Below are 22,719 nucleotides of genomic sequence, written 5' to 3'. Positions count from 1 at the left end.
ATTATTTGGTAGGGTGGGCATTGCCCACCAACTCTTATTGACAAGATGAAAGATTCAGAGGGAACTCTTAACGGGCAACGCTTAACAGAAAAAACTCATGCTTAAAAACATGAGATTGAAATAATGACACCGTTTTTTTTACTGAGCTTTAAACTCAGAACTAAAGTTTCTTATCTGTTCCCTGTTCCCTGTTCCCTGTTCCCTTTTTGGTAAGTTAAGGGAAAAATGGAAGAAATTATTCCTTACCCCCTAACTTATCACCCATTCTCTGCTATAATTGATTAGCAAAAAATCAACCGTTGATTAACCTCTGGATGTCGTTTTGACTTCCAGCAGCATCATCTTTAAACCCGGACTTTTTCGCTGTTCCTGTTCGCTTGACCAATGCTAACAATAAGTAAACAGTAAGTAAGTATCCAGAGGCTAAAATAAATATCATCATAGTCATTTCCCCGTAAATCATTTTTTACCAGCTTCACCTTCGTTGGAATATAAAATTAACTGCACAAAAAAACCACAATCTCAACCAAATTAAGTACGTGCTTAATGGCTGTGTTTGGCTGTGCCAAATCATCCAGTAGAGAATTTACTCTTCCTGGACAACAAAATTTATGATTTAACCTGATTTTTGCAGACCAAACATCCGAAAACAGTGAAATTGCTAAATAGCAAAACATCACAGCCTTCATCAGCAGTCTACCTAGTCTGCGTTATTTGTCCTCACACCAGTCAGGCAGTAGATATACTACCGCTTGACTCAAGCTGGATACACGTAACTTTTTCCTTTGCAGGAAGTACCTAATCTAACTCAAGAGGCTTATGTGTCACCTTGGGAAATTCGGGAAAATCCCTTACTTCTTTAGGTGATTTGTTATTTTAGACCCAGATCACCAATGAGTATAATTACTTGTATTTAGCAATTTATCTTTGGCGAGTGAAAGTCTGAAAAATTTGAAATCTCTAGACTCTAGCGTAACACAATAGACCTAAATTTTTACCTAAATTCTAGACTAAATTTAAAATTTTCTATATTGCTACGCACAACTTTTAGAGATACTGATTCAGTCACAGAAAATTAGGCAACACACAACGTGGCAACAAATGGTAGTGTAGAACAATCAAAAAAGAATGTATTATGTACTACTCATTTACTTCATTGCCAAGAGTTATTAGACAATAATAGCATCTATCACCGTCGTGATGACAACTGCAAAATCTGTAAATAATAAATTTCTAAAATTTAATTAAAAATTCCAATTCTCAGCCTGGGAACAATTATTTACGTTTTTCACAGATTTTTTCAGGAAAATTTGGCGTAGGAACTAGGTTATCTTAAAATGAGTAAAGGATATGTAAACTTTCGTAACCTAAGTCAGAGTCCGCCCATCCATGACCCCAGCCACCTCCCTGTTTACCCCTGTGGAAGCAGACCTGCGAATACTAGCAGATAACCTAAAACAGCTAGTTGGAAATCGCCACCCCATTCTCTATGCAGCTGCCGATCATTTATTTGGCGCTGGAGGAAAGCGTATCCGACCGGCAATTGTACTGCTGATATCGCGGGCTACCATGCTAGAACAAGATATTACGCCCCGTCATCGACGTTTAGCAGAGATTACGGAAATGATCCACACAGCGAGTTTGGTACATGATGATGTAGTGGATGAATCAAATATGCGGCGTGGTGTACCAACAGTTCATAGTATGTTTGGTAATCGCATAGCCGTCCTCGCAGGAGATTTTCTTTTTGCTCAATCATCCTGGTATTTGGCTAATCTCAACAATTTGGATGTAGTCAAATTACTGTCTGAAGTGATTATGGATCTAGCTTCCGGCGAGATTCAACAAGGGCTGAATCGGTTTGATACTACTCTTTCTACAGAAAATTACCTGGAAAAGAGTTATTACAAAACAGCCTCCTTAATTGCTAACAGTTCTAAAGCTGCCGGATTACTCAGTGAAGTTTCGCCAGAAACTGCCGAAGATTTGTATAACTATGGACGGCATCTTGGTCTGGCCTTCCAGATAGTAGATGATATTTTAGATTTCACCAGTTCTACAGATACTTTAGGTAAACCAGTCGGTTCGGATCTGATTAGTGGTAATCTCACTGCACCAGTGTTATTTGCCTTAAAAGAAAAACCGTCCTTGGGGGTACTGATTGAAAGGGAATTTGCCCAAGAAGGGGATTTAGAACAAGCGTTAGAGTTGATTCAAGATAGCCAAGGCATAAACCAGGCTAGAGAATTAGCTGCTCACCATGCTAAATCAGCCGCTGAACATATTTCTATCTTAGAAAACTCAGAGTCGCGGCAGACATTAATTGAGTTAACCGATTATGTACTTAGTCGGCTCTATTAAAGTCAGTTGGTTGTTTCGATGAAGTCAGGTGCGTCAGAATCTGAAAATTGGTGATTTTAGCCTAAATTATTCCGTCTGACGCACCCTACAGACTACAAAAAACTTATAACTTGACGAGATTCAAGAGTGTTCTTCTCTTGTTCTAATTCTTTCTCCTGACTCCTGACTCCTGACTCCTAGCCCTTGTAAAATTCAAGCAATATTGGGAGGTATTGAACTATTTTGATGTTGTTTGAGACTTTGTTGGATTAATTTTTGCAAGTCAGATCGCCCGATTTCGATCGCATTAGTGGTTGTACCTGGAGTTTCAAAAAAGACTATACTATCAACGGTTTCTAATGCCACCAGTTGAAATAAAATTTGAATAACAGGAATATGTTTAGCTACCATTTGAGGGTCAAGCCCAGCAGGGGAGAATAGTGAGACATCCTGTAATCTAGGAAAAGCGTAAATCACTCGCTTTTCTAATTTTGGATTAGCCCGGTTGCTCAAGGTAGTTAAAACCCAATTCTCCTGTAGACTTTGGAGAATATAGTACTGGGAGTAGCGTAACTGTTGAGCGATCGCACTCAGTGTAGGAGCGATCGCTGCTACAAGTTGAGGTGTTTTACCATCGCGGGGTGCATTGTCGATCAGCAATTGAATTTGAGCTTGATTATCTATCATAACTTGTAAATAGCTCTAGGGTAACGGCTAGTACCAATTTTGGGTTTGAGATTTTGGACTAAAAACTAGGTTAGAACAGCCTTTTGGCTAATACTCCTATTATTTCTAGCATTTCCCATCATCCTAACCATCCCAAGTTGGTAAAATAGCAGAGTGGATGATAATAATCCCATTTAACACAGGATTGCTTGGCAAAAACTAATTAAGCCAATACCCAAGCTTTTACAAGTTGTGTTTAAGTAAGTTAGGGTATGAGTGAAAACTGAGACTATGAATCTAGCCGCAACTGCAACTACTCAGGGAGAAGATTCTATTGGTGTGGAGGCAATCTTTCAATTCGTATTGCCAGAACTTCAACAGTCAACTAAAGCTTCGGCTAAAAACTGTCATGATGTAGCAGCACGAATTACCACCGAAGTTTTACGCATTTGTCAAGAAAGTAAACGCATCCAAACTTCTGGTGATATAGAAAATGCAGCCATGACCTTGGCTAAACACCGACTCCAACAATGTCTAAGATATTATCAGTTGGGTTCTAGCCGGGGCAGGGTTGAATTACATAGCACCCTGAGTGCTATTGTTTATCGTTACATTAATCCTCCTCAGAAGCAATTGAGTTATCAAGGGCGACTGACTATAATAGAAGACTTTCTCCAGAGTTTTTATTTAGAAGCTTTAAATGCTTTTCGTCGGGAGAATCAACTCTTAGCCACCTATCGACCCCAAACTTTACTGGAATTAGCTGAGTACATGGCCTTTTGCGAGCGCTATGGTAAACGCCGGATTCCCTTACCAGGAAGGCAACAACAGCTAATTATTCTCCGAGCGCAAACTTTTTCTCAACAGCAACCAACTGAATCTACCGTAGATATAGACAAGGCATCGGAAGGTGGCAGCAATGAAGCTGATGGATCTTGGGAAGATCCTGTTGTGCATCAATTGCGATCGGCGATGGCCACGCAGCCAGAACCAGAACCGGAAGAAGACACTTTGCGATCGGTGGTAATTGCGGAGTTAATGGCTTATCTAGAAGAAAAGCAACAAACTGACTGTGCTGATTATTTCTCTCTGAGGCTGCAAGATTTATCAGCCCAGGAAATTGAGCATATTTTAGGACTAACATCGCGTCAGAGAGACTACTTGCAGCAGCGTTTTAAGTATCATTTAATTCGCTTTGCCCTACTGCATCACTGGGAATTGGTTCATGAGTGGTTAGAGGCTTCTTTACCGAAAAATCTGGGCTTGACTCCTCAGCAATGGCAAACTTACACAGCCCAATTAGACGATCGCCAGAGGTCTTTACTACAATTGAAGCAACAAGGAGAACCTGACGATAAAATAGCTAAAACTTTAAAATTATCTACGGCACAACTACAAAAACAGTGGTTTAAAATTCTCGAACAGGCTTGGGAAATTCGTAACTCATTAGTATCCGGATCAGGTGCATCTACTCATGAATAGTGACTCAGAATCCTTACAACGCCGTTTACTTGATTGGTTATTGATAAATGATGTCAAAACTAACGAGTATCCTACGGTGGAGCATAAGGAAGTTGACGGGGTGAAAAACCATCTTCAGCCATCCACTGCATCCACCAGTAGTAAGCAAGAGTTGGGACAAGAACCCCAAACCTTTCAATTAGGAGAAATTCCTACTGTGCAAGAACGTTATCAAGCCGTCCTGAAACGGCAGTTACAAAAGCAAATCCAAGACCACCCACCGTTATTTCCTTGGGAAACGCAATTTATTGATTATCCTGAGTCTCTTGAACAAAGTTCACCTGGCTTTGCCTGGGGGTGGTTGGTTAAGCCAGAACAGCTAAAGTTACCAATTCCGTTGCCAGATCAGGTGTTTCAGCAATTGGTAGATAAGTGTCAGGAATTACTGACATCTTCCTTGCCTTTAGGGGCTAAATTAGTTCAGGCAGTAGAAAACTTTTTTGATGAGGATTCTCTGGTCATTAATGATTTAGCTGGTTTGGTACTCAGAAGTTCTTACCGTTCCGTTGAGGCACCCCAGGCTGCACCCAGCATTGAGAGTAATTACACAGAGTTACTTCCACGTCAACAGATGGCGTTGTCATTAATGGCAGCTAAACAACTGTTAGAAAATATGAGTTTGTCAATTTCACCTACAGAATCGGTAGTGGAAAGACAATGGTTAACTGATGTGGGAAATTTGAGTATCCGTGTAGAATTAAATTCTGTGGATGCGGTAACTAAGTTAAGTGTCCAGAGTCAGTTACCCTATGAAGGGGTTTTGAAGTTGGGGGAAAAAGGCTGCCAAACAATGGTTCAATCTGCCCTGGCGGTGAATCCAAAGGTAGAATTATGCTGTCAGCAGTCTAACCAAACTTATACTCTGGAAGTTGAATTTCCTGAATTAGACCAACAGCCATTGTTGCTGGCGATTAATTTGACTATTTAGGGTAAATTACCATAGGTTAGTAACCGCCAACCGATTAATAATGATGGATCATATCCTGGTTTTAAACTTTACTCATCCTTAAAACAAATCGTCATCACAATTTGGGATTTTAGGTTTTGAGGAGCTAGTGCGATCAAGGACTGTTGTTTGCAAGGTATCTTTGCAGGAGATACTAGGGGGAATCAACAGTCTTTAATCATCGGCTTTTTCGGAATATTAAGGGTTGCAATGGGGGATGATGAGGATATGGGTTCAGTAGTAACTATGAGCAGACACTGGCAAAAAATGTGTAGATTTCCTTAGATGTATCAAGGGAGTCTAAGTTAGGATAGGGGGGTGAGGGTTTTTTGCCCTTAGCACGGTGTCTGTAGCGTCTACATCATAGTTTTACTGAGTTCAAAATGTTAAATTTATCCAGGATCAATCGGTTTTGGCGGTTACCTGTGGGTAATTTGCGGAGTAATGCCCAGCGATCGCCCTGGAAGGAAGTAGAAGATTCTCTGACCTTCCGGTTGCTGGTGTTAGCCTTGGTAATTTTGGGAGTTGTGGCCACGGATATTGCGGCAGAAACTCGATTTAGTTTTTGGGCTTTACCCCTGAGTGGATTAGGGACAATTTGGAGTTATTATAGTCGCCGTAATTCTAATATTCCGGTGAAATTTTGCATTGCGATCGGAATGTTGGTGGCACTTGGGGCATTTTTTAGCCGATTTCTAGGAGAATTGAATGATACGCGGTTAAATTTGTCTGAGTTGTTGATTCAACTTCAGGTGTTACATAGCTTTGATACTCCTAGACGGAAGGATTTAGGCTATTCGATTGTGATTGGGTTGATTTTGTTGGGGGTGGCGGCTACATTAAGTCAAACTATGGGGTTTGCCCCTGTGTTGCTGTTATTTTTAGCCGCTACTCTCCCGACTTTAGTTTTAGATTATCGCTCACGGTTGGGGCTGAAACCGCTAAAAAAGGAAAAGTCAGCCAAAAAGAATCCTGGAAATTTGAATTGGAAGTTCTTACTTGGCAATTTTTGGTTAATTGTGGGGCTAGGGCTGGCAATTTTCTTGGTTTCGCCCCGTTTTCCTGGTTATCAACTCAGACAGTTTCCTGTGAGTACACCTGTGGAAATTCAGGGTCAATTTACGGGACGTAGTATTATTAATCCTGGTTATGTGCGCCAAGGAAGCGGTAATGGTAGCGGTAATGGTACGGGAGAGGGCAGTGGTGGTGAACCAGGTGAGCTAGATGATACCTTTTATTATGGTTTCAATAGCCAAATGAACCAAAATCTGCGGGGTTCTGCGATGAAACCTAAAGTGGTGATGCGGGTGCGATCGCAAGCTGAGGGTTTTTGGCGTGTATTGGGCTTTGACCGTTATACAGGTAAGGGCTGGGAAATTTCCCGTAACGATCAAGTTACTACCTTTAGACAATCCCCTTGGTCTTACCAGATTCGGTTGAATTTACCACCCATTGCTACTAAAACTAGGGAGGTAGTACAAACTTATAATGTGGTGTCAGATTTGCCTAATCTGTTGCCAACTTTAGCTTATCCTAAGGAATTATATTTTCCTGCCCCGTTAATTGCAGTTGATCCTGAAAACGGATTGCGATCGCCCGTACAATTATCGGAAGGGATGACATACACCGTTGTTTCGGAAGTTCCTTACCGCGATCGCACTTTGTTAGGTCAAGCCCCTAATGAATATCCGTTAAAAATTAAACAGGAATATCTCAAACCTTATTTACAAATACCCCCCAATATCGCAGACAAAGTACGTCAACGTACCCAAGAAATTTTTACTAACTATAATCAACAAACAGTTGCTCAATCTAAGCAAACTAAAAGCCTTGATTCAACTTACGAGAAGGTTCTTTACCTGACTCAGTACATCAAGCAAAATTACTCTATCCCCGAAAATCCCCTAGAATTGCCCTATTTAGATGAAAAAGAAGACTTGGTAGAAACCTTTTTGTTTAAAAATAAAGGCGGCTATCCAGACCACTTTTCTACAGTTTTAACGGTGATGTTACGTTCCGTTGGCATCCCATCCCGGTTAATAGCCGGATATTCACCAGGGGAATTTAATCCATTTACAGGGATGTATGTCGTCCGCAACACCGATGCCTATGCAATGACAGAAGTATATTTCCCTAAATATGGCTGGTTTGCCTTTGATCCAATTCCTGGACATCCTCTTATTCCCCCTTCCATTGAAGAAGATCGAACATTTGGTGTACTCCAGCAGTTTTGGAATTGGGTAGCTGGTTGGTTGCCCTCTCCTGTGAGTGGTGTACTGAGCTATTTGTTTGGTGCGCTTTTTACATGGATATCTAGCGCGATCGGTTGGTTCATCACTTTATTTTCTCAAGGTTGGCTAGGTGTATTAACCGGACTAATTTTAACTACCTGCGCTGCTTTCTTGGCCTGGTTAGGCTGGATACAGTGGCGAGATTGGCTTAACTATCGCTGGTTAAATAAATTGCCCCCAATGGAAAGCCTTTACCAACAAATGCTACAATGGACAGCAAAGAAAGGTTTGGGTAAACATCCAGCCCAAACACCCCTGGAGTATGCCCAGGTATCATACCAGCAACATCCCCAGGACACCGCTCAGGTGATTGATCAAATCTGTCAAGCCTATGTGAGTTGGCGTTATGGTGGCCATACCCCTAACTGGCAGCAACTACAGCAAAAATGGCAAGAATTAAAGAAGACTAAGAGGGTTAATTAACAGTAGGTAAAAAACTGACTTTTGGAGTAGGTGGAATTTTGTCTCAGACGAAAATCCTTGATTTTTAGGTTGAACCACTATGGTTTCACCTATTCCATTAGAAATATTTTTAGTAGATTTGACTGATAAATAGCTAAAAAAAGCAGTGGTTTAGAAAAAAACATAGTCTAACAAGGTGTGAAGCGTTGTAACTCCCATTCTTTCGGGATAACATGGAAATAAGTTTCATATAAGCTTCACATAGTGCATTTGGTGTAAATTTTTGTTATGGAAATTCAGTTAATCAATATCGGTTTTGGCAACATCGTGTCTGCTAACCGAGTAGTTGCCATTGTTAGTCCCGAATCTGCCCCTATTAAACGGATTATTACCGATGCCAGGGATAGAGGTCAACTGGTTGATGCAACTTATGGCCGTCGGACTAGGGCTGTAATTATTACAGATTCTAGTCATGTCATTCTCTCCGCTATTCAGCCGGAAACAGTAGCAAATCGTTTTGTTGTTTCTCGTGATCATCATGTTGTAGATAATTAATTTGGAGGTGGGTATATCAGCCCACCCCTAATGAGTGTCAATCAAAGCCAAAAAAAGAACCACAGAGGCACAGAGTTCACAGAGGAATTAAGATTGGTTAATAATGTCTATTTAATTCACACGTTGAAGGGATGATGCAAGTTTCACCGATTCAGGATGGTGCTAATACCAAAGAAAGCCCGCGTCAAGGTAGGCTAATTGTTTTAACTGGCCCTAGTGGAGTAGGCAAAGGTACTTTAATGCGATCGCTCCTCCAACGTCATCCAGAAATGTATTATTCAGTATCCGTAACGACCCGTTCTCCCCGGACAGGAGAAATAGACGGAGAAAACTATTACTTCATCAGCCGCAGTAAATTTGCACAATTGGTTGCTGACAATGAATTATTAGAACAGGCAGAATTTGCTGGTAACTTTTACGGCACACCCCGTCAACCCGTGCTTAACCATATTCAATCGGGGCAGTTGGTGGTGTTAGAAATAGAACTAGAAGGAGCAAGACAAATCCGCACTTCTTTTCCTAGCGCCCTCAGCATATTTATTTTACCACCGTCATTTTCAGAATTAGAAAAACGCATACGCAGTAGAGGACAAGATTCTGAAGAAGCTATTTCTCGTCGTCTAACTCGCGCCCAAGAAGAACTTAACGCCGCAGATGAATTTGATATTCAAATCGTTAATGACGATTTCGACACGGCTTTACAGGAAATTGAAATGACTTTATTTGGATAATTGAACAGTTTTCAAACAATAGACCTCTTGCATAAATACTTTGGTGTTGCCAATAATATTCTTGAAAAGCTCACGCAAAGGCGCAAAGACGCAAAGAAGAATTTGAAAATCACGACTTTTGCAAGAAGTCTAATCTAGGAGTTACGCATTGACAGAATCTATTATACTAAACACGGCTTAATCATTTGATTCTGTGGGTAAGGGTTTAGCATGCTAAACCCCTACAAATCTGGGTTTTTCGTAATTTTGTAAAAGTCCATGTCCCAACCGTTTTTAGTATAGATAAGGATTATTTTATCTCTTGTAGGGTGCGTCAGACCCGATAATTGGGCATCTAACAGATTTTCTCTATCTGACGCACCGCACTAATATGGGATTCCAAAAGACTGAAACTAGGCAATTTCGTTCATATATATCATCTGCATTTTGTACGGTGCGTAACTCCTACAATCATTAATGTTAGATATATAGCAGTTCCCAGGTAGATTAAAAGATACCTTTAAATTCTGTTCCCTGTTCCCTGTTCCCTGTTCCCTGTTCCCTGTTCCCTGTTCCCTGCTATAAGTAATGGGTAATAGCGATATTACCCATTATTAAAAATGGAATTAACCCAATAGACCTTGGAATAATCCCAAATTACCAGTCAAAAAGTAAGCAGTTACCGCACCACCGATACCACCAATCAAGAAAGCACTACCAAAGTTATTCCAGCTTTCTCCAGAGGTAAAAGCATCTATTGGAGGGTTGGGTACAGTAACGCTGGCCAGTGCCTTGGAAGGGTTACTATTGGCATACAGAGACAAACAAGCTGTCAGAATTACAACCAAACCAACGCTTCCTAATAATCCAGCTAAGTTAGCATTAGAAGCATCACGGAGGGGACCCAATTTAGAGAATGGTCCAAATAGCAAGTAACCATGAGCCATTCCTACTTCTAGTCCACGTCTGAAAGGAGTTAAACCTGGACGATAGGCAGGTAAATTGTTGATAAACCACTTAACCAATGGAGAAGAATTGATTGGGGTTTCTAGGTTGCCATCCTGTGGGTTATTGCCAGCAGGTCTAACAGTTTCCCGATTTCTGGGGTCACTGGGCAGATTTTTTGAAGCATTTACAGCTTGAGCCATATTTTATGTTTCCTCTCAATTTAGAACGGTAGCATTTCCATATTTAATGACCTGAAACTCGTAAGCTGTAGAAAGCCTGACGAGTTTCAACAATTATTCAAATTGCCTATCTGAGAGAGTGATTAATCTAGATTAAATCAACTAACCCCAATAGACAATCTCAGGTCAAAACCTCTACGGTAGGGGGTGGAAAAGTAAGTCTGGAAAAAAGCGGTTAAATTCAATCAAAATGCCTGCGGTGATTGTCAGCCAGATGGTAGCTGCCACAGGTGCTGTAGAAATGAACTTAATCAAGTAGGATGATTGATCAGCTTTGTCAGCCATGAATTTAGTCTCCAAAACAATTGAATGAGTCCAAATAATTCCAGATGAATTAGCGTGGAGAAACAGTAATTTCTGAATCTTTAGCTGTTAATTCGCCTGAAAGTAGTTCTTTGAGTGCTGCTACTGGCCAAGCAAAACCTGTGCCGATGATAGATAGTGCCAAACCAAGATCGATTTGGATTTCTTTTAGCTCAGTGTCAGATTCCTTTTTGATCGCTTGCAAATAAGCGCGACCTACCCAGCCGATCCAACCTGCAATGTAGAGGAAGAGAATACTGGGAATTAAGAAATCGCCAGCCCGATCAAGACGACCATCTACAATTAGGTGAGGATAACCTTCTGGACCACACAGGGCTTGAGAATAACGCTCAAAGCGTTTTTTCCCTGATTCGGGGTCAGCAGTGGTGTTACGGGCATTTTGTGCTAGCTCTTGAAATGCGGGAGAGTCTTTGCAGGGTACAAGGTTAGCGCCTAAAGCTTGAGCTTGAGGAGCAAAGTTGAGCCAAAGACCAATCGCTAAAATCAAAGCAAACAATCGTTTCATGGAGTTGTTTCCTTTTATTACAAAACAAGAAGTTTGTTGTACAAAACGAAGCGGCTTGTACGGTTTTTTATTTACATAACTAGCAAGCCATCATACTCTTAGGCGGTGACAGAGTAAACTTTAAGTAAATAAAAGTTAAAGCTTCTCAATCAAACAGAGGGAACAGGGAACGGGGAACGGGGAACAGGGAAGAGAGTAAAAAATGTTTTTTCCCTATTTCTCCTATCCTTTCCATTTCTAGTCTCCTATTTTGCCCATTCTTTCCTAATCTCTATGCCAACTGTTTTAGCAATCGAAACCAGTTGTGATGAAACTGCCGTCGCAATTGTTAACAATCGTCAAGTTTACAGCAGTATTATAACTTCACAAATTGCCGTTCATCAGCAATATGGGGGGGTAGTGCCGGAGGTGGCATCGCGTCAGCATTTAGAAATAGTCAATATAGCGATCGCCCAAGCTATGGCAGAAAGTGGCTTAGAATGGGGGCAAATTGATGGCATAGCCGCCACTTGCGCTCCTGGACTTGTAGGGGCGCTGTTGGTAGGGTTAACGGCTGCTAAAACCCTGGCAGTGGTACATCAAAAACCATTTTTGGGAGTGCATCACCTTGAAGGTCATATCTATGCGACTTACTTGAGCGAACCTAGTTTAACTCCCCCATTTCTTAGCTTACTCGTTTCTGGTGGACATACAAGCTTGATTTATGTCAAAGAATGTGGTATTTACGAAACTTTAGGACAAACCCGTGATGATGCAGCAGGTGAAGCCTTTGATAAGGTGGCGCGGTTGTTAAAGCTAGATTATCCTGGGGGTCCAGTGATTGACAAATTAGCACAAACAGGGAATCCCCAAGCCTTCCCCCTGCCAGAAGGGAAAATTTCTTTACCCGGAGGGGGTTATCATCCCTACGATTGTAGTTTTAGTGGGTTAAAGACAGCAGTATTGCGGTTAGTGCAGCAATTAGAGAAAGAGCCGGGAGAAATACCAATAGCTGATGTAGCGGCCAGCTTTCAAGAAACTATAGCGCGATCGCTGACCAAAAGAGCGATCGCTTGCGCCCATGACCACAAATTAGACACCATAGCAGTAGGTGGTGGTGTAGCAGCCAACAGTGGATTAAGAAAGCACCTGCAAGCCGCAGCAGAAAAGCATCACATCCGCGTCCTCTTTCCCCCCTTAAAATTTTGTACAGATAACGCCGCCATGATCGGTAGTGCAGCCTCCGAACACCTTGCCCTTGCTCACACCTCACCCCTCACCCTCAGCGTCCAGTCTCGGCTACCTCTGACCCAAATCATGGAGTTATATCAACACTAGGCAGCAGTCAAAAAATTTAATATTTTTTAATTTCTTAGGGATTGGTTGGCAATTAAATAAAATTGGGTTTTAATCCTGTAAATCCTTTAATCCTGGACATCCTGATTCAGACAACCCCTCTTCCCTGTTCCCTCCTATTCATAACGACCAACAATCGTCCGAACATGATTAGCCACAGCCTCCGGCTGTTCTAACATAGCTAAATGTCCACAATCAGGAATTTCAATCACATTATCGCCAATATATTGAAAAAGTCGATGAAAACTCGCTAAATGCCGCACATACTTAGGTTCCATCACCTTATCCTCAGCACCAGCCAAAAAATAAACAGGCTGCTTGAGTTGTGACACCAACTGAGGTAAACGGTTAATTTCCTCCTCAGTCGTAGAATCTAAAAGACTTCCCAGAGCAGCTTCAGGGTCAGCCACAACAAAATCCACAACCCTTTGACGCGCCCAATTACGATCTAAAGGACGAGCTACACTCGCCCTAGTAAACAGCAAATCAATCAACGGCACCTGAGACAGCCAACGCGGCCGAACCTGTAAAAACTTTTGGCCAGCCAAGCGAAACTGCTCAAAGGATTCTTTAAGATAAATCCCACCACCAGAATTAATACAAATCACTCCTTTAACACAATCTGGTAATTGAGCCGCAGACCAAAGAGCAATAGTACCTCCCAAAGAATGACCAATTAACCAAACGCTAGAAATATTCAACTGTTTTAAGAGAATCCCTAAATCATCAGCATAGGCAGAAGGAGAATACAGAGAATCAAAACCAGTCCCAACTTCGCTAAAATCTGTCGAATTACGCGGCAAAAAAGCTTCATCGCGCTCCAACTCCCATCCTGCCTGAGACTGAGATTCACCAAAACCGCGCAAATCATAAGATAAGCACTGAAAATCAACTGATAGGCGAGAAATTACAGGTTGCCAGTATTCATGACTATTCAACCAACCATGGATAAACACCAAAACATGAGAGCAAGACGTGGGGGCCGTCAACTCATAAGTATGTGAAACGCCTAAAATTTCTATTGTTGCCATACCTCTATCGTACCGAAAGAGAAAACCAATTCCAACTCTGAAACTGGTAAATTCATTGACCAAGTAGCCTTTGTCGCACTCCTTCAGCAATTTTATGACCAAGATATTCTGGAATCAGGCTTTCGTTAGGGCCAAGCAAGTAGAGTATCAGTCTTGTACGTCCCCTCCAAACTAGCAAATTAGCATTAACCACCAGTAGGTCTTCTTGCCAAATGGCGTACATCACTTTATAAAATAATCCTGGTTGATTATCAGCTTCAATCACTAAAGCCGGGAGATGAAAAACCGGATCAACGTAGAACTCGGTTTGTACTTGCTCTAAACCAGCATCAAGATTAAATTCTACAGCCAGCATTTCTTCTACCTCAAACCGACCTGCTAAAGCCTCACGAATAGCACGGCAAACATTATCTGCTGTTTTTTCTGTTAGGGCTTTGCTACCACGAGAAACCAACAGTTTGATAAAAACTAACATTGGTGGTCTGATTTGACCGTATAAACTCAGCCCGTGGATAGTTAGTCCATAGGCTGCCAATACCCCAAAAATATCACTCAGGAGAAAAGACTGGTTACGGTAGGCAAAATGCAGGGCGCTTTTGCTACCTTCCGGTTTGATCTCTATTACAGCCCGTTTGGTTTTATAAAGCCGATATGCCAGTCGTAAATTTTGTAGTTGAATTTCACTGCTAACAAATTGTTCATAAAACTGAGGGAACGCTCTATTAAAGCGTTTTAGAAGTTCCAAGGTCGAAGATTTTAAACCAGAAGCCATCTTTAAGGGTAATACTTACTTTATTTATCAGCTAAAGCTAAAAACGTTGTTATGTATTGAAAGTCTCAAGTCTAAAGACACTGAGATTATACTGACAAAGTAAACCGAGGCTTTGCCCTGAACGCCGTCAAACGGTAATAGCCAAAGTCTAACTCTCACTACGGTCGTCAAACACCGTTTACCCACTAAGCCTAAGTCTAAGCTAGGACTTACGCATTGACAAACTTATTAAGGTCAGCATTCACAATTAAAGCATTAGCCGACTGATACTAAAAACTCTAGTCAAAATTTTAGCTAAATCTACTTAAAATTGAGGAAATTTAAGTAACCCAGATATTGACAAAGGCAAACTATTTAATCTAGAATACCTTTTTAGGCGATAAATAACCCTTAGAATCTAAAAATTTTAAGGTAAGGCAAGCTTTATTTAATATATGGATTATTATATAGAGTGGGCTAATCCCCAATTTAAGCTTGTGGACAAGAAGGAGCCGACTCCCTTGGTTGAAACAAGAAACAGACCCTCTAAAGAAATTTCTCTTTAGTTGAATGACTAACTTTAAATAAGTTTAGCCAATTTCTGTATAGCAATGTCAAGTTAAGCGTGAATTAACATTCTTAATGAGTGACAATCACATCAGTCATACTACCCGAACCACGTTGGCATGGGTTTTTGGAAAACTTGGTTTAGTCCTGCTGAATCTGTAGCGACAAATAAAACAACTGCTTTTGATGAGCAGATAGTTCAGCCTAGAGGAAATTCTATTTCCAGCAAAGATCAGATAGTTTTTAGTACGGAGCGAGATATCGATCTGTATGAATTAGAAGAACTATGTGACTCAGTAGGCTGGTCGCGCCGCCCTCTCAGAAAAGTAAAAAAGGCTATTGAGCATAGTTTTCTCGTAGCTTCAATGTGGCAAGTGAGAGGAAACAAAAAACGCTTGATTGGGTTTGCTCGTGCTACTTCAGATCATGCTTTTAATGCGACTATCTGGGATGTGGTAGTTCACCCAGACTTCCAAAGTCAAGGGCTGGGCAAGGCACTGATGAAATATGTTCTTAAAAAGTTGAGGAATGAAGAGATTAGCAATGTTACTCTCTTTGCTGACCCCCAGGTTGTGGATTTCTACCGGACTATGGGGTTTATGCCTGATCCAGAAGGTATTAAGGGGATGTTTTGGTATCCTCAATAATCAGGAGTCAGGAGTCAGGAGTCAGGAGTCAGGAGTCAAACCCTGTTGTGAAACGAGTTTCATTAATGGTTTATGTCAAGCTGCTCTAACAATCAATGTCCTAACCACCTTGGCGGTTGCTATATTACTCTGTGGGGGCGGATAAAACCCGCCCTTTTAACGTTTAGTTAAGTAGCTATAATGCTGGGGATGTAGCGATTGTAGGAAATTTGGGCATCGCTCAATCTCTGGTCTTAGTGGTCAGGAAAATTAAATTCTCAATTTTTCTAAATTTAAAAGTTGTTCAATTAGTCTTTTATATGATATAGTAAGAGAAGTGTTGAAGTTAAGCTATGTTTAGCTAAAACTAGAGTGTGATTTTTTCGGGATGTAGCGCAGCTTGGTAGCGCGCCTGCTTTGGGAGCAGGATGCCGCAGGTTCAAATCCTGTCATCCCGATTTGTTTGAATTTATTAAAGAAAACAACAAAGTTTGAAGGTTTTATTGCGTAGACCTATTATTTCTGTGGTTATTTAGGAATATGAATTAAATAAAGTGCAAAAGTAGGGTGTGTAAAGCCCTTCGGGCATGGCTACGCTAGAGCGACAGCGTAAGAGGGTGTTTGCAAAGTCTAAATTTATACTCGCCCTGGCGACTAGAAGTCGCGGCTACACATACAAAACCCACCTCCGTGGGTTTCAAACCCTTAATCTTTCCTTAGTCCACGTAGGTGGACTTGGCTTGTGTAGTAGTGTATCCCTTACGGGAGCCGGAGGCTCTATTATATTCGCCCAAAACTTTTAAAACATCTTCTTAGACCAAATAAGGTGCGTCAGAAACTTAAAATTAGCGATTTTAGCCTAAATTATTCTGTCTGACGTGGTTGGTGAGCTTGCCGAACCACACCCTACACAGTACAAAATATCGGAAAAATTAATAAGTAGCAACTTGAGTTAGTAGTTGGAACAATAGATTAAGTCCTATCGTCACCTAAAACTCAGAAAGACAATAAGCTTATAATGGATCGACTAGAGTATTTTTAAGTAAATCGTTAATCTGAAATTGATTGACTTAAACTATTGACGCAAGGAGCAGTCATGAAATCACTGATGCGGTGGGGATTGAAGTTGGGTATTGCGGGGAGTGTAATTTTAACAGGGTTGTGTGGTGTGGGTAATTTGCGAGCGATCGCTTTACCAGAAGCCCAAGTAGTACAAGTGTTACAAAAAGTACCTATTTTTACGCTTACTTATCCTAAAGGCGAATTTGTAGTTTTTCCAACTAAGAATGCTTCTAAGACTATTTCACAAATAGGGTTTTTTATTAGTAAGCAAGATGCTCAGAGGTTTCTGGATAATCGGATCAAAAAAGAAAATCCAGAGTTGGGTAAAACCTTACAGGTAAGACCGATATCTTTAGCAGACTACTATAAACTGTTACTAGAAAATAAAAAGAAAGCTGATTCTTCTGTAGTATTTACCTTAGTTCCGACGCAGCAACAGGTAGAGTTGGCTAGAAATTTACTAACTGCCAGTGGTCAACCAGGGGAGAAATTCAACGGGATTCCTTTATTTGTACCAAAATTTAAGGCTGATAATAGCTATTTAACGATTTTGCGGGGCAAAGAGCAATATATCCCGTTCTATTTTGAAAAAGAGCAAGCATCGGCTTTGTTAAATGAGTTTAAAAAAAGCTCACCAGATAAGGCAAGTAATACGGAAATCCAGGTAGTCGATTTGTATGGTGTAATTGAAAATCTTAATAGTAGCAATGATACTAATTTGAATAAGATTTTCTTGTTTCCATCACGGGAATCTATTGATTTTATCCGTTCTCTTGTTCCAGCGTCGTCTAAACCTAAGAAATAGTAAATTTTGAAGGGTTTTAATGGCTGTTGAAGTCAGGAAATCCAACATTTTCTCGGTTTTGTTGGGTTGTGGTAGGCTAAAGAGCATACGTGTCAACTTAACATGAAATTCTTGTAATGCCGTTAGATCAAACTTATTCAGTTCCCCAACAATCAAGAAGAACCCCGCCCCCGCTTTTGCTAAAGCAAAATCTCCCCTCAAGAGGGGAGGGGATTAAGGGGTGGGGTAAAACGGCTGTGGGACAACGATTAGAGCCTAAGTTGACACCAATGGCTAAAGAGCAATGCTTAACCCAACCCACAATTTTTTTAACTAACCTGTATTTTTGATGATATCTTGAGTTTCCTAATTTCTGGGTTACAACTTTGGCAGTGGAGAAATGGGGCAATTGAGGGAGCGATCGCTCATGATGTGCCACCAGAGGAAGTGGATTGGCTATTGGCAGAAATAGCGGGTTTAGATCGGTTGACCCTGCGTTTAGAGTCTTTCAAAGAATGGACACAAATTAAGAGCCGGTTATCTTGGCAAGAGTTAGAGCAGTTGTGGCAGAGGCGATTGGACGATCGCTTGCCGATACAGTATATTAGTGGTAGTACACCTTGGCGCAGGTTTAACTTGAAGGTTTCCAGTGCGGTGTTAATTCCCAGACCAGAAACAGAGTATTTGATTGATTTAGCGGTGGATGCTGCTAATGATCAGGCGAAAAAAGGACTTTGGGCTGATTTGGGGACTGGTAGTGGGGCGATCGCTGTGGGGTTGGCTGAAGCTTTACCAGCAGCGGAAATATATGCGGTTGATATTAGTTTAGAAGCACTAGCGATCGCTCAAATTAATGCTAAAAATTTGGGTTTTAGCGATCGCATTCATTTTTATCCGGGTTCTTGGTGGAATCCCCTAACCGAACTGAAAGGCCAATTTATTGGAATGGTATCAAATCCACCTTACATCCCTAGCAGCACCGTATTAACCTTACAGCCGGAAGTGGTTAAACATGAACCACATTTAGCCTTAAATGGTGGAATTGATGGTTTAGACTATATTCGTCATTTAATAGCCATTTCCCCTGGTTATTTGCGTCCTGGTGGAGTATTTTTGCTAGAGATGATGGCGGGACAAGGAGAGATAGTCCGTCAATTATTGGTAAATCAAGGTAGTTATAATAATATTCAAATTCATGCCGATTTAGCGGGAATTGAGCGTTTTGCCTTGGCTTATTTAAATTAGGAGTCAAGAGAGGCAATCAAAAAAGGTTCAGAATAATCTATACTCTACACAACTCTACACAGATGGGATTTTAGCTTTTACAAGATTACAAAAAAACCTTAATATCTGGTAGGGGTTTAGCAATGCTCAAATGAAAAAACCATTAATTGAACTCAAAGGTGTGTGTAAGTCCTTTGGTAAAAATCAAGTGTTAGATCATGTAGATTTAACGATTTACCAAGGGGAAGCACTGGGAATTATTGGCCCTTCAGGAACGGGTAAATCTACGATTTTACGAATCATAGCCGGGTTGTTACAGCCTGACGAGGGAGAGATTTATATCCAAGGGGTAAAACGAGAAGGGTTAGTGGAAGATGGGGGTGACGCTGTAGGGATTGGGATGGTGTTTCAACAAGCAGCGTTGTTTGACTCCTTAACGGTGGATGAAAACGTGGGTTTTTCATTGTACCAACATTCTAGATTAGAGCGATCGCGCATTCGAGAACTGGTAAAAGAAAAGTTAGACATGGTAGGATTACCAGGAATAGGTGATCTTTACCCTTCAGAACTTTCTGGAGGAATGCGAAAACGGGTAAGTTTTGCCAGGGCGATTATGTCTAACCCAGATCAACCCCAAGATACCCCAGAAATCCTATTATACGATGAACCCACAGCCGGACTAGACCCCATAGCCTCAACAGTGATTGAAGACCTAATCCGCAGTTTGCAGTGTAGAGAGGGAGTCTGTAGCACCTATGCTATTGTTACCCACCAAAAGAGTACAATTCGCCGCACATCGGACAGAATAGTATTTCTTTATCAAGGTACTGTGCAGTGGGAAGGTACAGTCAGTGAGGTAGATTATACAGACGAGCCATTGATCAGACAATTTATGAGTGGTAAAGTCAATGGTCCGATTCACGTAGTTGGTTAATTTAATTTAGAAACTATGCTGAAAACTCAAAACTTAGGATTTATTTTTGGGTGGAGGAAAAAATGCGAGATTTAGTTCACGGCTTCACGTCTGCACGGACATTGAGGGAAGGTTCAGTAGGACTGTTGTTTTTAGTAGGATTAGGAGCCTTTGGGGTAGTAATTCTCTGGTTGAATAGATTTACCCCTGGAACTCGTTCTTATAAAGCTGTGGTGGAATTTGCTAACGCTGGGGGGATGCAAAAGGGCGCGCCAGTCCGCTATCGTGGTGTCAAAGTGGGCAGTATTTCTAAGATTCAAGCAGGGATAAATGCTGTTGAGGTAGAAATTCAGATTGCTTCATCTAGCTTGATTATGGATCGTAATTCGAGTATTGAAGCTAATCAAACTGGTCTGATTAGTGAAAGTATTATTGATATTACACCCAAAAGTTCTCTGATTGAGGGGGCGAATCTGGCTAACCCTTTAGATAAAGATTGTAATTCTAGCCTGATTATTTGTAATGGCGATCGCTTAAAAGGTCAAATCGGTATCAGTGTCGATGAATTAATTCGGGAATCTTCTGATTTGACTGCTAAATTCAGTAATCCCAAATTTTATAACAACGTCAATCGTATTTTAGAAACCTCTTCAGATGCAGCTACCAGTTTTTCTGCACTTAGCAAGGAACTCCAGAGTTTAAGCAAAAGTTTCCAAGGAAGAATAGGCACATTATCTGATACTGCTGTCACCATCCAAAAGGCTACAAATCAACTCACAGCCACCTCGACAAAAACAGCCAATCAATTGGGTAATACAGCTAACGAATTTAGTCTCACAGCTAAACAAGCTGGTCAGTTGTTGAATAATTTAGATAGTCTGTTGACAGAAAATCGTTCTTCTCTGGTTGGGACTTTAAAAAATATCACCGAAATCAGTAACCAATTACGTCTAACTCTTGGCAGTTTATCACCGACAGTTAATCGTTTAACCCAAGGGGAATTATTAAAAAATCTAGAAACTCTCTCAGCTAATGCAGCCGAAGCTTCAGCTAATTTAAAAGACGCTTCTAAAACTTTAAATGACCCTAAAAATATTGTACTTTTACAACAAACCCTAGATTCTGCCAGGGTAACATTTGAAAATACCCAAAAAATTACCTCTGATTTAGATGAATTGACGGGTGATCCCAAATTTCGGCAAAATCTCTTGCAATTGGTGAATGGCCTGAGTAAGTTAGTATCCTCTACAGATCAAATACAGCAACAAGCAAAGGTGGCTGTGACTTTAGATTCTCTGAAAGCATCTGTAAATAAATCCGGTGTGGTAGTTTCTCCCGTTATACCCAAAAAACAGGCTTTAATAATTAATCCTTCACCTTCAACAACTGAAAATCTAGACCAACCTCTCGAACCAATTGCGATTCCAGTTATCCCCAATTCCTCTGAAGAACAGTTATTGCAGCAGTTACGAGAATATAGAAATAAAGTTGAAGATGTCAAGCTGGGTAGTGAAAGTGAATAATCATGGATACAGACTGGGGAGAACTATAAGAGGGTATTTGAAAACTTTTTCGTGTGGTATATAACACTTCTAGATCCCCCTAAATCCCCCTTGTTAAGGGGGACTTTGAAAAATTTAGCCCCCTTTTTTAAGGGGGGTTGGAGGGATCTAAATAAATTCTGATACTTTTCAAACATCCTCTAAACCACAAAATCAAACTATTCAGCCATTTTAACTATATTATGCAATCTACGAATTATGCAATCTACCATTACTCTCACCATTACCACAGGTAAACTCTCCGGTAAACAATATGTATTCGATAGTCCTACTACTTGTTTAATTGGCAGAAATGATGATTGTTACCTATCAATTGCCAATGAATTTGACCACCGTATTTCCCGTTATCATTGTTTATTAGATATCAAACCTCCAGAAATACAAATACGAGATTTAGGAAGTTTAAACGGTACTTATGTAAATAATCAAAAAATTGGTGGAAGACAATCTCATCAAACCGCAGAAGAAGCCACCAAATTAAACTTTCCTGAATATAATTTACAAGACGGTGATCAAATTACTTTAGGTGATACCGTCATACGAATTACAATTAAAATTCCACAACCAGTTAATCCTACCCCTCCAATTCAACCACCAAATCAACAAACTCCAAATTTCTTCACACCAGCGCCCCCAGGGAAAATAAAATTATTCGACATAGTTAAAAAATTAATCAACTTAGCAGCTGGTGGAAATAGAAATCTCAAAGCATTACGCGATTATCAAATCATCAAATCTATCGGGAAAGGTGGTTTTGGTGAAGTTTATTTAGCCCAACATTCCCAAACTGCTAAACTTGTCGCGTTAAAAGTCATGTTACCAGCCATAGCTGGAAATGAAGACTCTGTACAAATGTTTTTGCGAGAAATCGAAAACATGAAAACCTTAAAACATCCCCATGTTGTCGAATTATTTGATTATGGTTATGCAGAAAATCTATTTTTCTTCACAATGGAATATTACGAAGCTGGTAATGTTTACGATTTGATGCGGCAATTAGGAGGAAAGTTACCTTTAAATACAGCTTTAGCAATTATTCACCAAGTTTTAGACGGTTTAACATATACCCATAATGCCGAAATTCCCTATGTCAAATTAGCCAGTGGCGGCTTTGGCAAAGGAAAAGGATTGGTTCACCGTGATTTAAAACCAAGTAATATCTTTCTCTCTATTATTAACGGCCAATTAATCGCCAAAATCGGTGATTATGGTTTAGCAAAATCCTTTGATTTAGCTGGTCTAAGTGGACAAACTATCACCAAAAGCGTAGGAGGAACACCCGGTTTTATTCCCCGTCAACAGGTACTTAAATATAGAGAATCCAAACCAGAGGTAGATGTTTGGGCAGCAGCAGCTTCTTTATATAATATGTTAACAGGATATCTTCCCCGCAACTTTGGAGATGATCCTTTATTAC

20 protein-coding genes and 1 tRNA gene are annotated in these 22,719 nt (G+C 40.6%); 14 read left to right on the top strand and 7 right to left on the bottom strand.

From position 1 onward, the window contains the following. Positions 1 to 292: 292 nt before the first annotated feature. Positions 293 to 442 (bottom strand): hypothetical protein, encoded by a 150-nt coding sequence (locus VB711_RS13665; protein ID WP_323286696.1) that lies wholly within the window; start codon positions 440 to 442, stop codon positions 293 to 295. A gap of 947 nt (positions 443 to 1,389) precedes the next feature. Between VB711_RS13665 and sds the strand changes: the two genes are divergently transcribed. Further along, positions 1,390 to 2,361, top strand: a complete 972-nt coding sequence (gene sds, locus VB711_RS13660; RefSeq protein ID WP_323286624.1) for a solanesyl diphosphate synthase — start codon at positions 1,390 to 1,392, stop codon at positions 2,359 to 2,361. Positions 2,362 to 2,553: 192 nt separating this feature from the next. On the opposite strand, the gene VB711_RS13655 is transcribed toward sds, so the two are convergent. After that, positions 2,554 to 3,024, bottom strand: coding sequence for a hypothetical protein (locus VB711_RS13655; RefSeq protein ID WP_323286693.1), 471 nt, complete (start codon positions 3,022 to 3,024; stop codon positions 2,554 to 2,556). A 273-nt stretch (positions 3,025 to 3,297) separates the two neighbouring features. On the opposite strand from VB711_RS13655, the gene hetZ reads away from it, so the two are divergent. The 5 genes from hetZ (at position 3,298) to gmk (ending at position 9,452) form a co-directional block, all read left to right on the top strand. Next, positions 3,298 to 4,488 (top strand): heterocyst differentiation protein HetZ, encoded by a 1,191-nt coding sequence (hetZ, locus tag VB711_RS13650; protein ID WP_323286623.1) that lies wholly within the window; start codon positions 3,298 to 3,300, stop codon positions 4,486 to 4,488. After that, entirely contained in the window at positions 4,481 to 5,455 is a 975-nt protein-coding gene (locus VB711_RS13645) for a PatU (protein WP_323286622.1), read from the top strand. Before hetZ ends, VB711_RS13645 begins: the two co-directional genes overlap by 8 nt. A 401-nt stretch (positions 5,456 to 5,856) precedes the next feature. Beyond that, positions 5,857 to 8,187 carry a DUF3488 and DUF4129 domain-containing transglutaminase family protein gene (locus VB711_RS13640; protein WP_323286621.1) on the top strand — a complete coding sequence of 777 codons (2,331 nt, stop codon included), beginning with the start codon at positions 5,857 to 5,859 and terminating at the stop codon, positions 8,185 to 8,187. A gap of 267 nt (positions 8,188 to 8,454) precedes the next feature. Beyond that, entirely contained in the window at positions 8,455 to 8,721 is a 267-nt protein-coding gene (gene remA / locus VB711_RS13635; protein WP_323286620.1) for an extracellular matrix/biofilm regulator RemA, read from the top strand. A gap of 131 nt (positions 8,722 to 8,852) precedes the next feature. After that, positions 8,853 to 9,452, top strand: a complete 600-nt coding sequence (gene gmk, locus VB711_RS13630) for a guanylate kinase (protein WP_323286619.1) — start codon at positions 8,853 to 8,855, stop codon at positions 9,450 to 9,452. 605 nt (positions 9,453 to 10,057) lie between these two features. On the opposite strand, the gene VB711_RS13625 is transcribed toward gmk, so the two are convergent. The 3 genes from VB711_RS13625 to VB711_RS13615 all read right to left on the bottom strand — a co-directional run bounded on the left by VB711_RS13625 (position 10,058) and on the right by VB711_RS13615 (position 11,447). Beyond that, positions 10,058 to 10,579: a photosystem I reaction center protein subunit XI gene (locus VB711_RS13625; protein ID WP_323286618.1), complete on the bottom strand. Its 522-nt coding sequence runs from the start codon at positions 10,577 to 10,579 to the stop codon at positions 10,058 to 10,060. Positions 10,580 to 10,753: 174 nt separating this feature from the next. Next, positions 10,754 to 10,903 carry a photosystem I reaction center subunit IX gene (gene psaJ, locus VB711_RS13620; RefSeq protein ID WP_010994285.1) on the bottom strand — a complete coding sequence of 50 codons (150 nt, stop codon included), beginning with the start codon at positions 10,901 to 10,903 and terminating at the stop codon, positions 10,754 to 10,756. A gap of 49 nt (positions 10,904 to 10,952) precedes the next feature. After that, on the bottom strand, positions 10,953 to 11,447 hold the full coding sequence (locus tag VB711_RS13615) for a Photosystem I reaction center subunit III (protein ID WP_323286617.1): 495 nt from the start codon (positions 11,445 to 11,447) through the stop codon (positions 10,953 to 10,955). 273 nt (positions 11,448 to 11,720) lie between these two features. Between VB711_RS13615 and tsaD the strand changes: the two genes are divergently transcribed. Beyond that, positions 11,721 to 12,764 carry a tRNA (adenosine(37)-N6)-threonylcarbamoyltransferase complex transferase subunit TsaD gene (gene tsaD, locus VB711_RS13610; protein ID WP_323286615.1) on the top strand — a complete coding sequence of 348 codons (1,044 nt, stop codon included), beginning with the start codon at positions 11,721 to 11,723 and terminating at the stop codon, positions 12,762 to 12,764. A gap of 134 nt (positions 12,765 to 12,898) precedes the next feature. On the opposite strand, the gene VB711_RS13605 is transcribed toward tsaD, so the two are convergent. After that, on the bottom strand, positions 12,899 to 13,813 hold the full coding sequence (locus tag VB711_RS13605; RefSeq protein ID WP_323286614.1) for an alpha/beta hydrolase: 915 nt from the start codon (positions 13,811 to 13,813) through the stop codon (positions 12,899 to 12,901). A gap of 52 nt (positions 13,814 to 13,865) precedes the next feature. Continuing rightward, positions 13,866 to 14,585, bottom strand: a complete 720-nt coding sequence (locus tag VB711_RS13600; RefSeq protein ID WP_323286613.1) for a hypothetical protein — start codon at positions 14,583 to 14,585, stop codon at positions 13,866 to 13,868. Between the two features lie 665 nt (positions 14,586 to 15,250). Between VB711_RS13600 and VB711_RS13595 the strand changes: the two genes are divergently transcribed. From VB711_RS13595 to VB711_RS13565, 7 genes are all read left to right on the top strand, one after another. Further along, a complete protein-coding gene (locus tag VB711_RS13595; protein ID WP_323286612.1) occupies positions 15,251 to 15,778 on the top strand; it encodes a GNAT family N-acetyltransferase in 528 nt (175 codons plus the stop codon). 363 nt (positions 15,779 to 16,141) lie between these two features. Beyond that, positions 16,142 to 16,215 (top strand) — tRNA-Pro (locus tag VB711_RS13590). Between the two features lie 638 nt (positions 16,216 to 16,853). Further along, a complete protein-coding gene (locus tag VB711_RS13585; protein WP_323286611.1) occupies positions 16,854 to 17,624 on the top strand; it encodes a Tic22 family protein in 771 nt (256 codons plus the stop codon). Between the two features lie 336 nt (positions 17,625 to 17,960). Next, complete coding sequence (gene prmC, locus VB711_RS13580) at positions 17,961 to 18,848, top strand: peptide chain release factor N(5)-glutamine methyltransferase (RefSeq protein ID WP_323286610.1); 888 nt, start codon at positions 17,961 to 17,963, stop codon at positions 18,846 to 18,848. Between the two features lie 130 nt (positions 18,849 to 18,978). Continuing rightward, positions 18,979 to 19,761 carry an ABC transporter ATP-binding protein gene (locus tag VB711_RS13575; RefSeq protein WP_323286609.1) on the top strand — a complete coding sequence of 261 codons (783 nt, stop codon included), beginning with the start codon at positions 18,979 to 18,981 and terminating at the stop codon, positions 19,759 to 19,761. 62 nt (positions 19,762 to 19,823) lie between these two features. Then, on the top strand, positions 19,824 to 21,263 hold the full coding sequence (locus VB711_RS13570) for an MlaD family protein (protein ID WP_323286608.1): 1,440 nt from the start codon (positions 19,824 to 19,826) through the stop codon (positions 21,261 to 21,263). A gap of 237 nt (positions 21,264 to 21,500) precedes the next feature. After that, a partial coding sequence (locus VB711_RS13565; protein WP_323286606.1) for a protein kinase domain-containing protein occupies positions 21,501 to 22,719 on the top strand: 1,219 nt, incomplete at its 3' end.

It is taken from the genome of Cronbergia sp. UHCC 0137, from assembly GCF_034932285.1.
GTDB lineage: Bacteria > Cyanobacteriota > Cyanobacteriia > Cyanobacteriales > Nostocaceae > Cronbergia.
Note: the sequence above shows the minus strand (reverse complement) of the source record. Positions and strands in the feature narration are given on the sequence as shown.

Excerpts from the sequence above, each read along its gene's own strand:
- VB711_RS13665 (WP_323286696.1), bottom strand. The coding sequence starts at position 442 with ATGATGATATTTATTTTAGCCTCTGGATACTTACTTACTGTTTACTTA.
- sds (WP_323286624.1), top strand. The coding sequence starts at position 1,390 with ATGACCCCAGCCACCTCCCTGTTTACCCCTGTGGAAGCAGACCTGCGA.
- hetZ (WP_323286623.1), top strand. The coding sequence starts at position 3,298 with ATGAATCTAGCCGCAACTGCAACTACTCAGGGAGAAGATTCTATTGGT.
- VB711_RS13645 (WP_323286622.1), top strand. The coding sequence starts at position 4,481 with ATGAATAGTGACTCAGAATCCTTACAACGCCGTTTACTTGATTGGTTA.
- VB711_RS13640 (WP_323286621.1), top strand. The coding sequence starts at position 5,857 with ATGTTAAATTTATCCAGGATCAATCGGTTTTGGCGGTTACCTGTGGGT.
- remA (WP_323286620.1), top strand. The coding sequence starts at position 8,455 with ATGGAAATTCAGTTAATCAATATCGGTTTTGGCAACATCGTGTCTGCT.
- gmk (WP_323286619.1), top strand. The coding sequence starts at position 8,853 with ATGATGCAAGTTTCACCGATTCAGGATGGTGCTAATACCAAAGAAAGC.
- VB711_RS13625 (WP_323286618.1), bottom strand. The coding sequence starts at position 10,579 with ATGGCTCAAGCTGTAAATGCTTCAAAAAATCTGCCCAGTGACCCCAGA.
- psaJ (WP_010994285.1), bottom strand. The coding sequence starts at position 10,903 with ATGGCTGACAAAGCTGATCAATCATCCTACTTGATTAAGTTCATTTCT.
- VB711_RS13615 (WP_323286617.1), bottom strand. The coding sequence starts at position 11,447 with ATGAAACGATTGTTTGCTTTGATTTTAGCGATTGGTCTTTGGCTCAAC.
- tsaD (WP_323286615.1), top strand. The coding sequence starts at position 11,721 with ATGCCAACTGTTTTAGCAATCGAAACCAGTTGTGATGAAACTGCCGTC.
- VB711_RS13605 (WP_323286614.1), bottom strand. The coding sequence starts at position 13,813 with ATGGCAACAATAGAAATTTTAGGCGTTTCACATACTTATGAGTTGACG.
- VB711_RS13600 (WP_323286613.1), bottom strand. The coding sequence starts at position 14,585 with ATGGCTTCTGGTTTAAAATCTTCGACCTTGGAACTTCTAAAACGCTTT.
- VB711_RS13595 (WP_323286612.1), top strand. The coding sequence starts at position 15,251 with ATGGGTTTTTGGAAAACTTGGTTTAGTCCTGCTGAATCTGTAGCGACA.
- VB711_RS13585 (WP_323286611.1), top strand. The coding sequence starts at position 16,854 with ATGAAATCACTGATGCGGTGGGGATTGAAGTTGGGTATTGCGGGGAGT.
- VB711_RS13575 (WP_323286609.1), top strand. The coding sequence starts at position 18,979 with ATGAAAAAACCATTAATTGAACTCAAAGGTGTGTGTAAGTCCTTTGGT.
- VB711_RS13570 (WP_323286608.1), top strand. The coding sequence starts at position 19,824 with ATGCGAGATTTAGTTCACGGCTTCACGTCTGCACGGACATTGAGGGAA.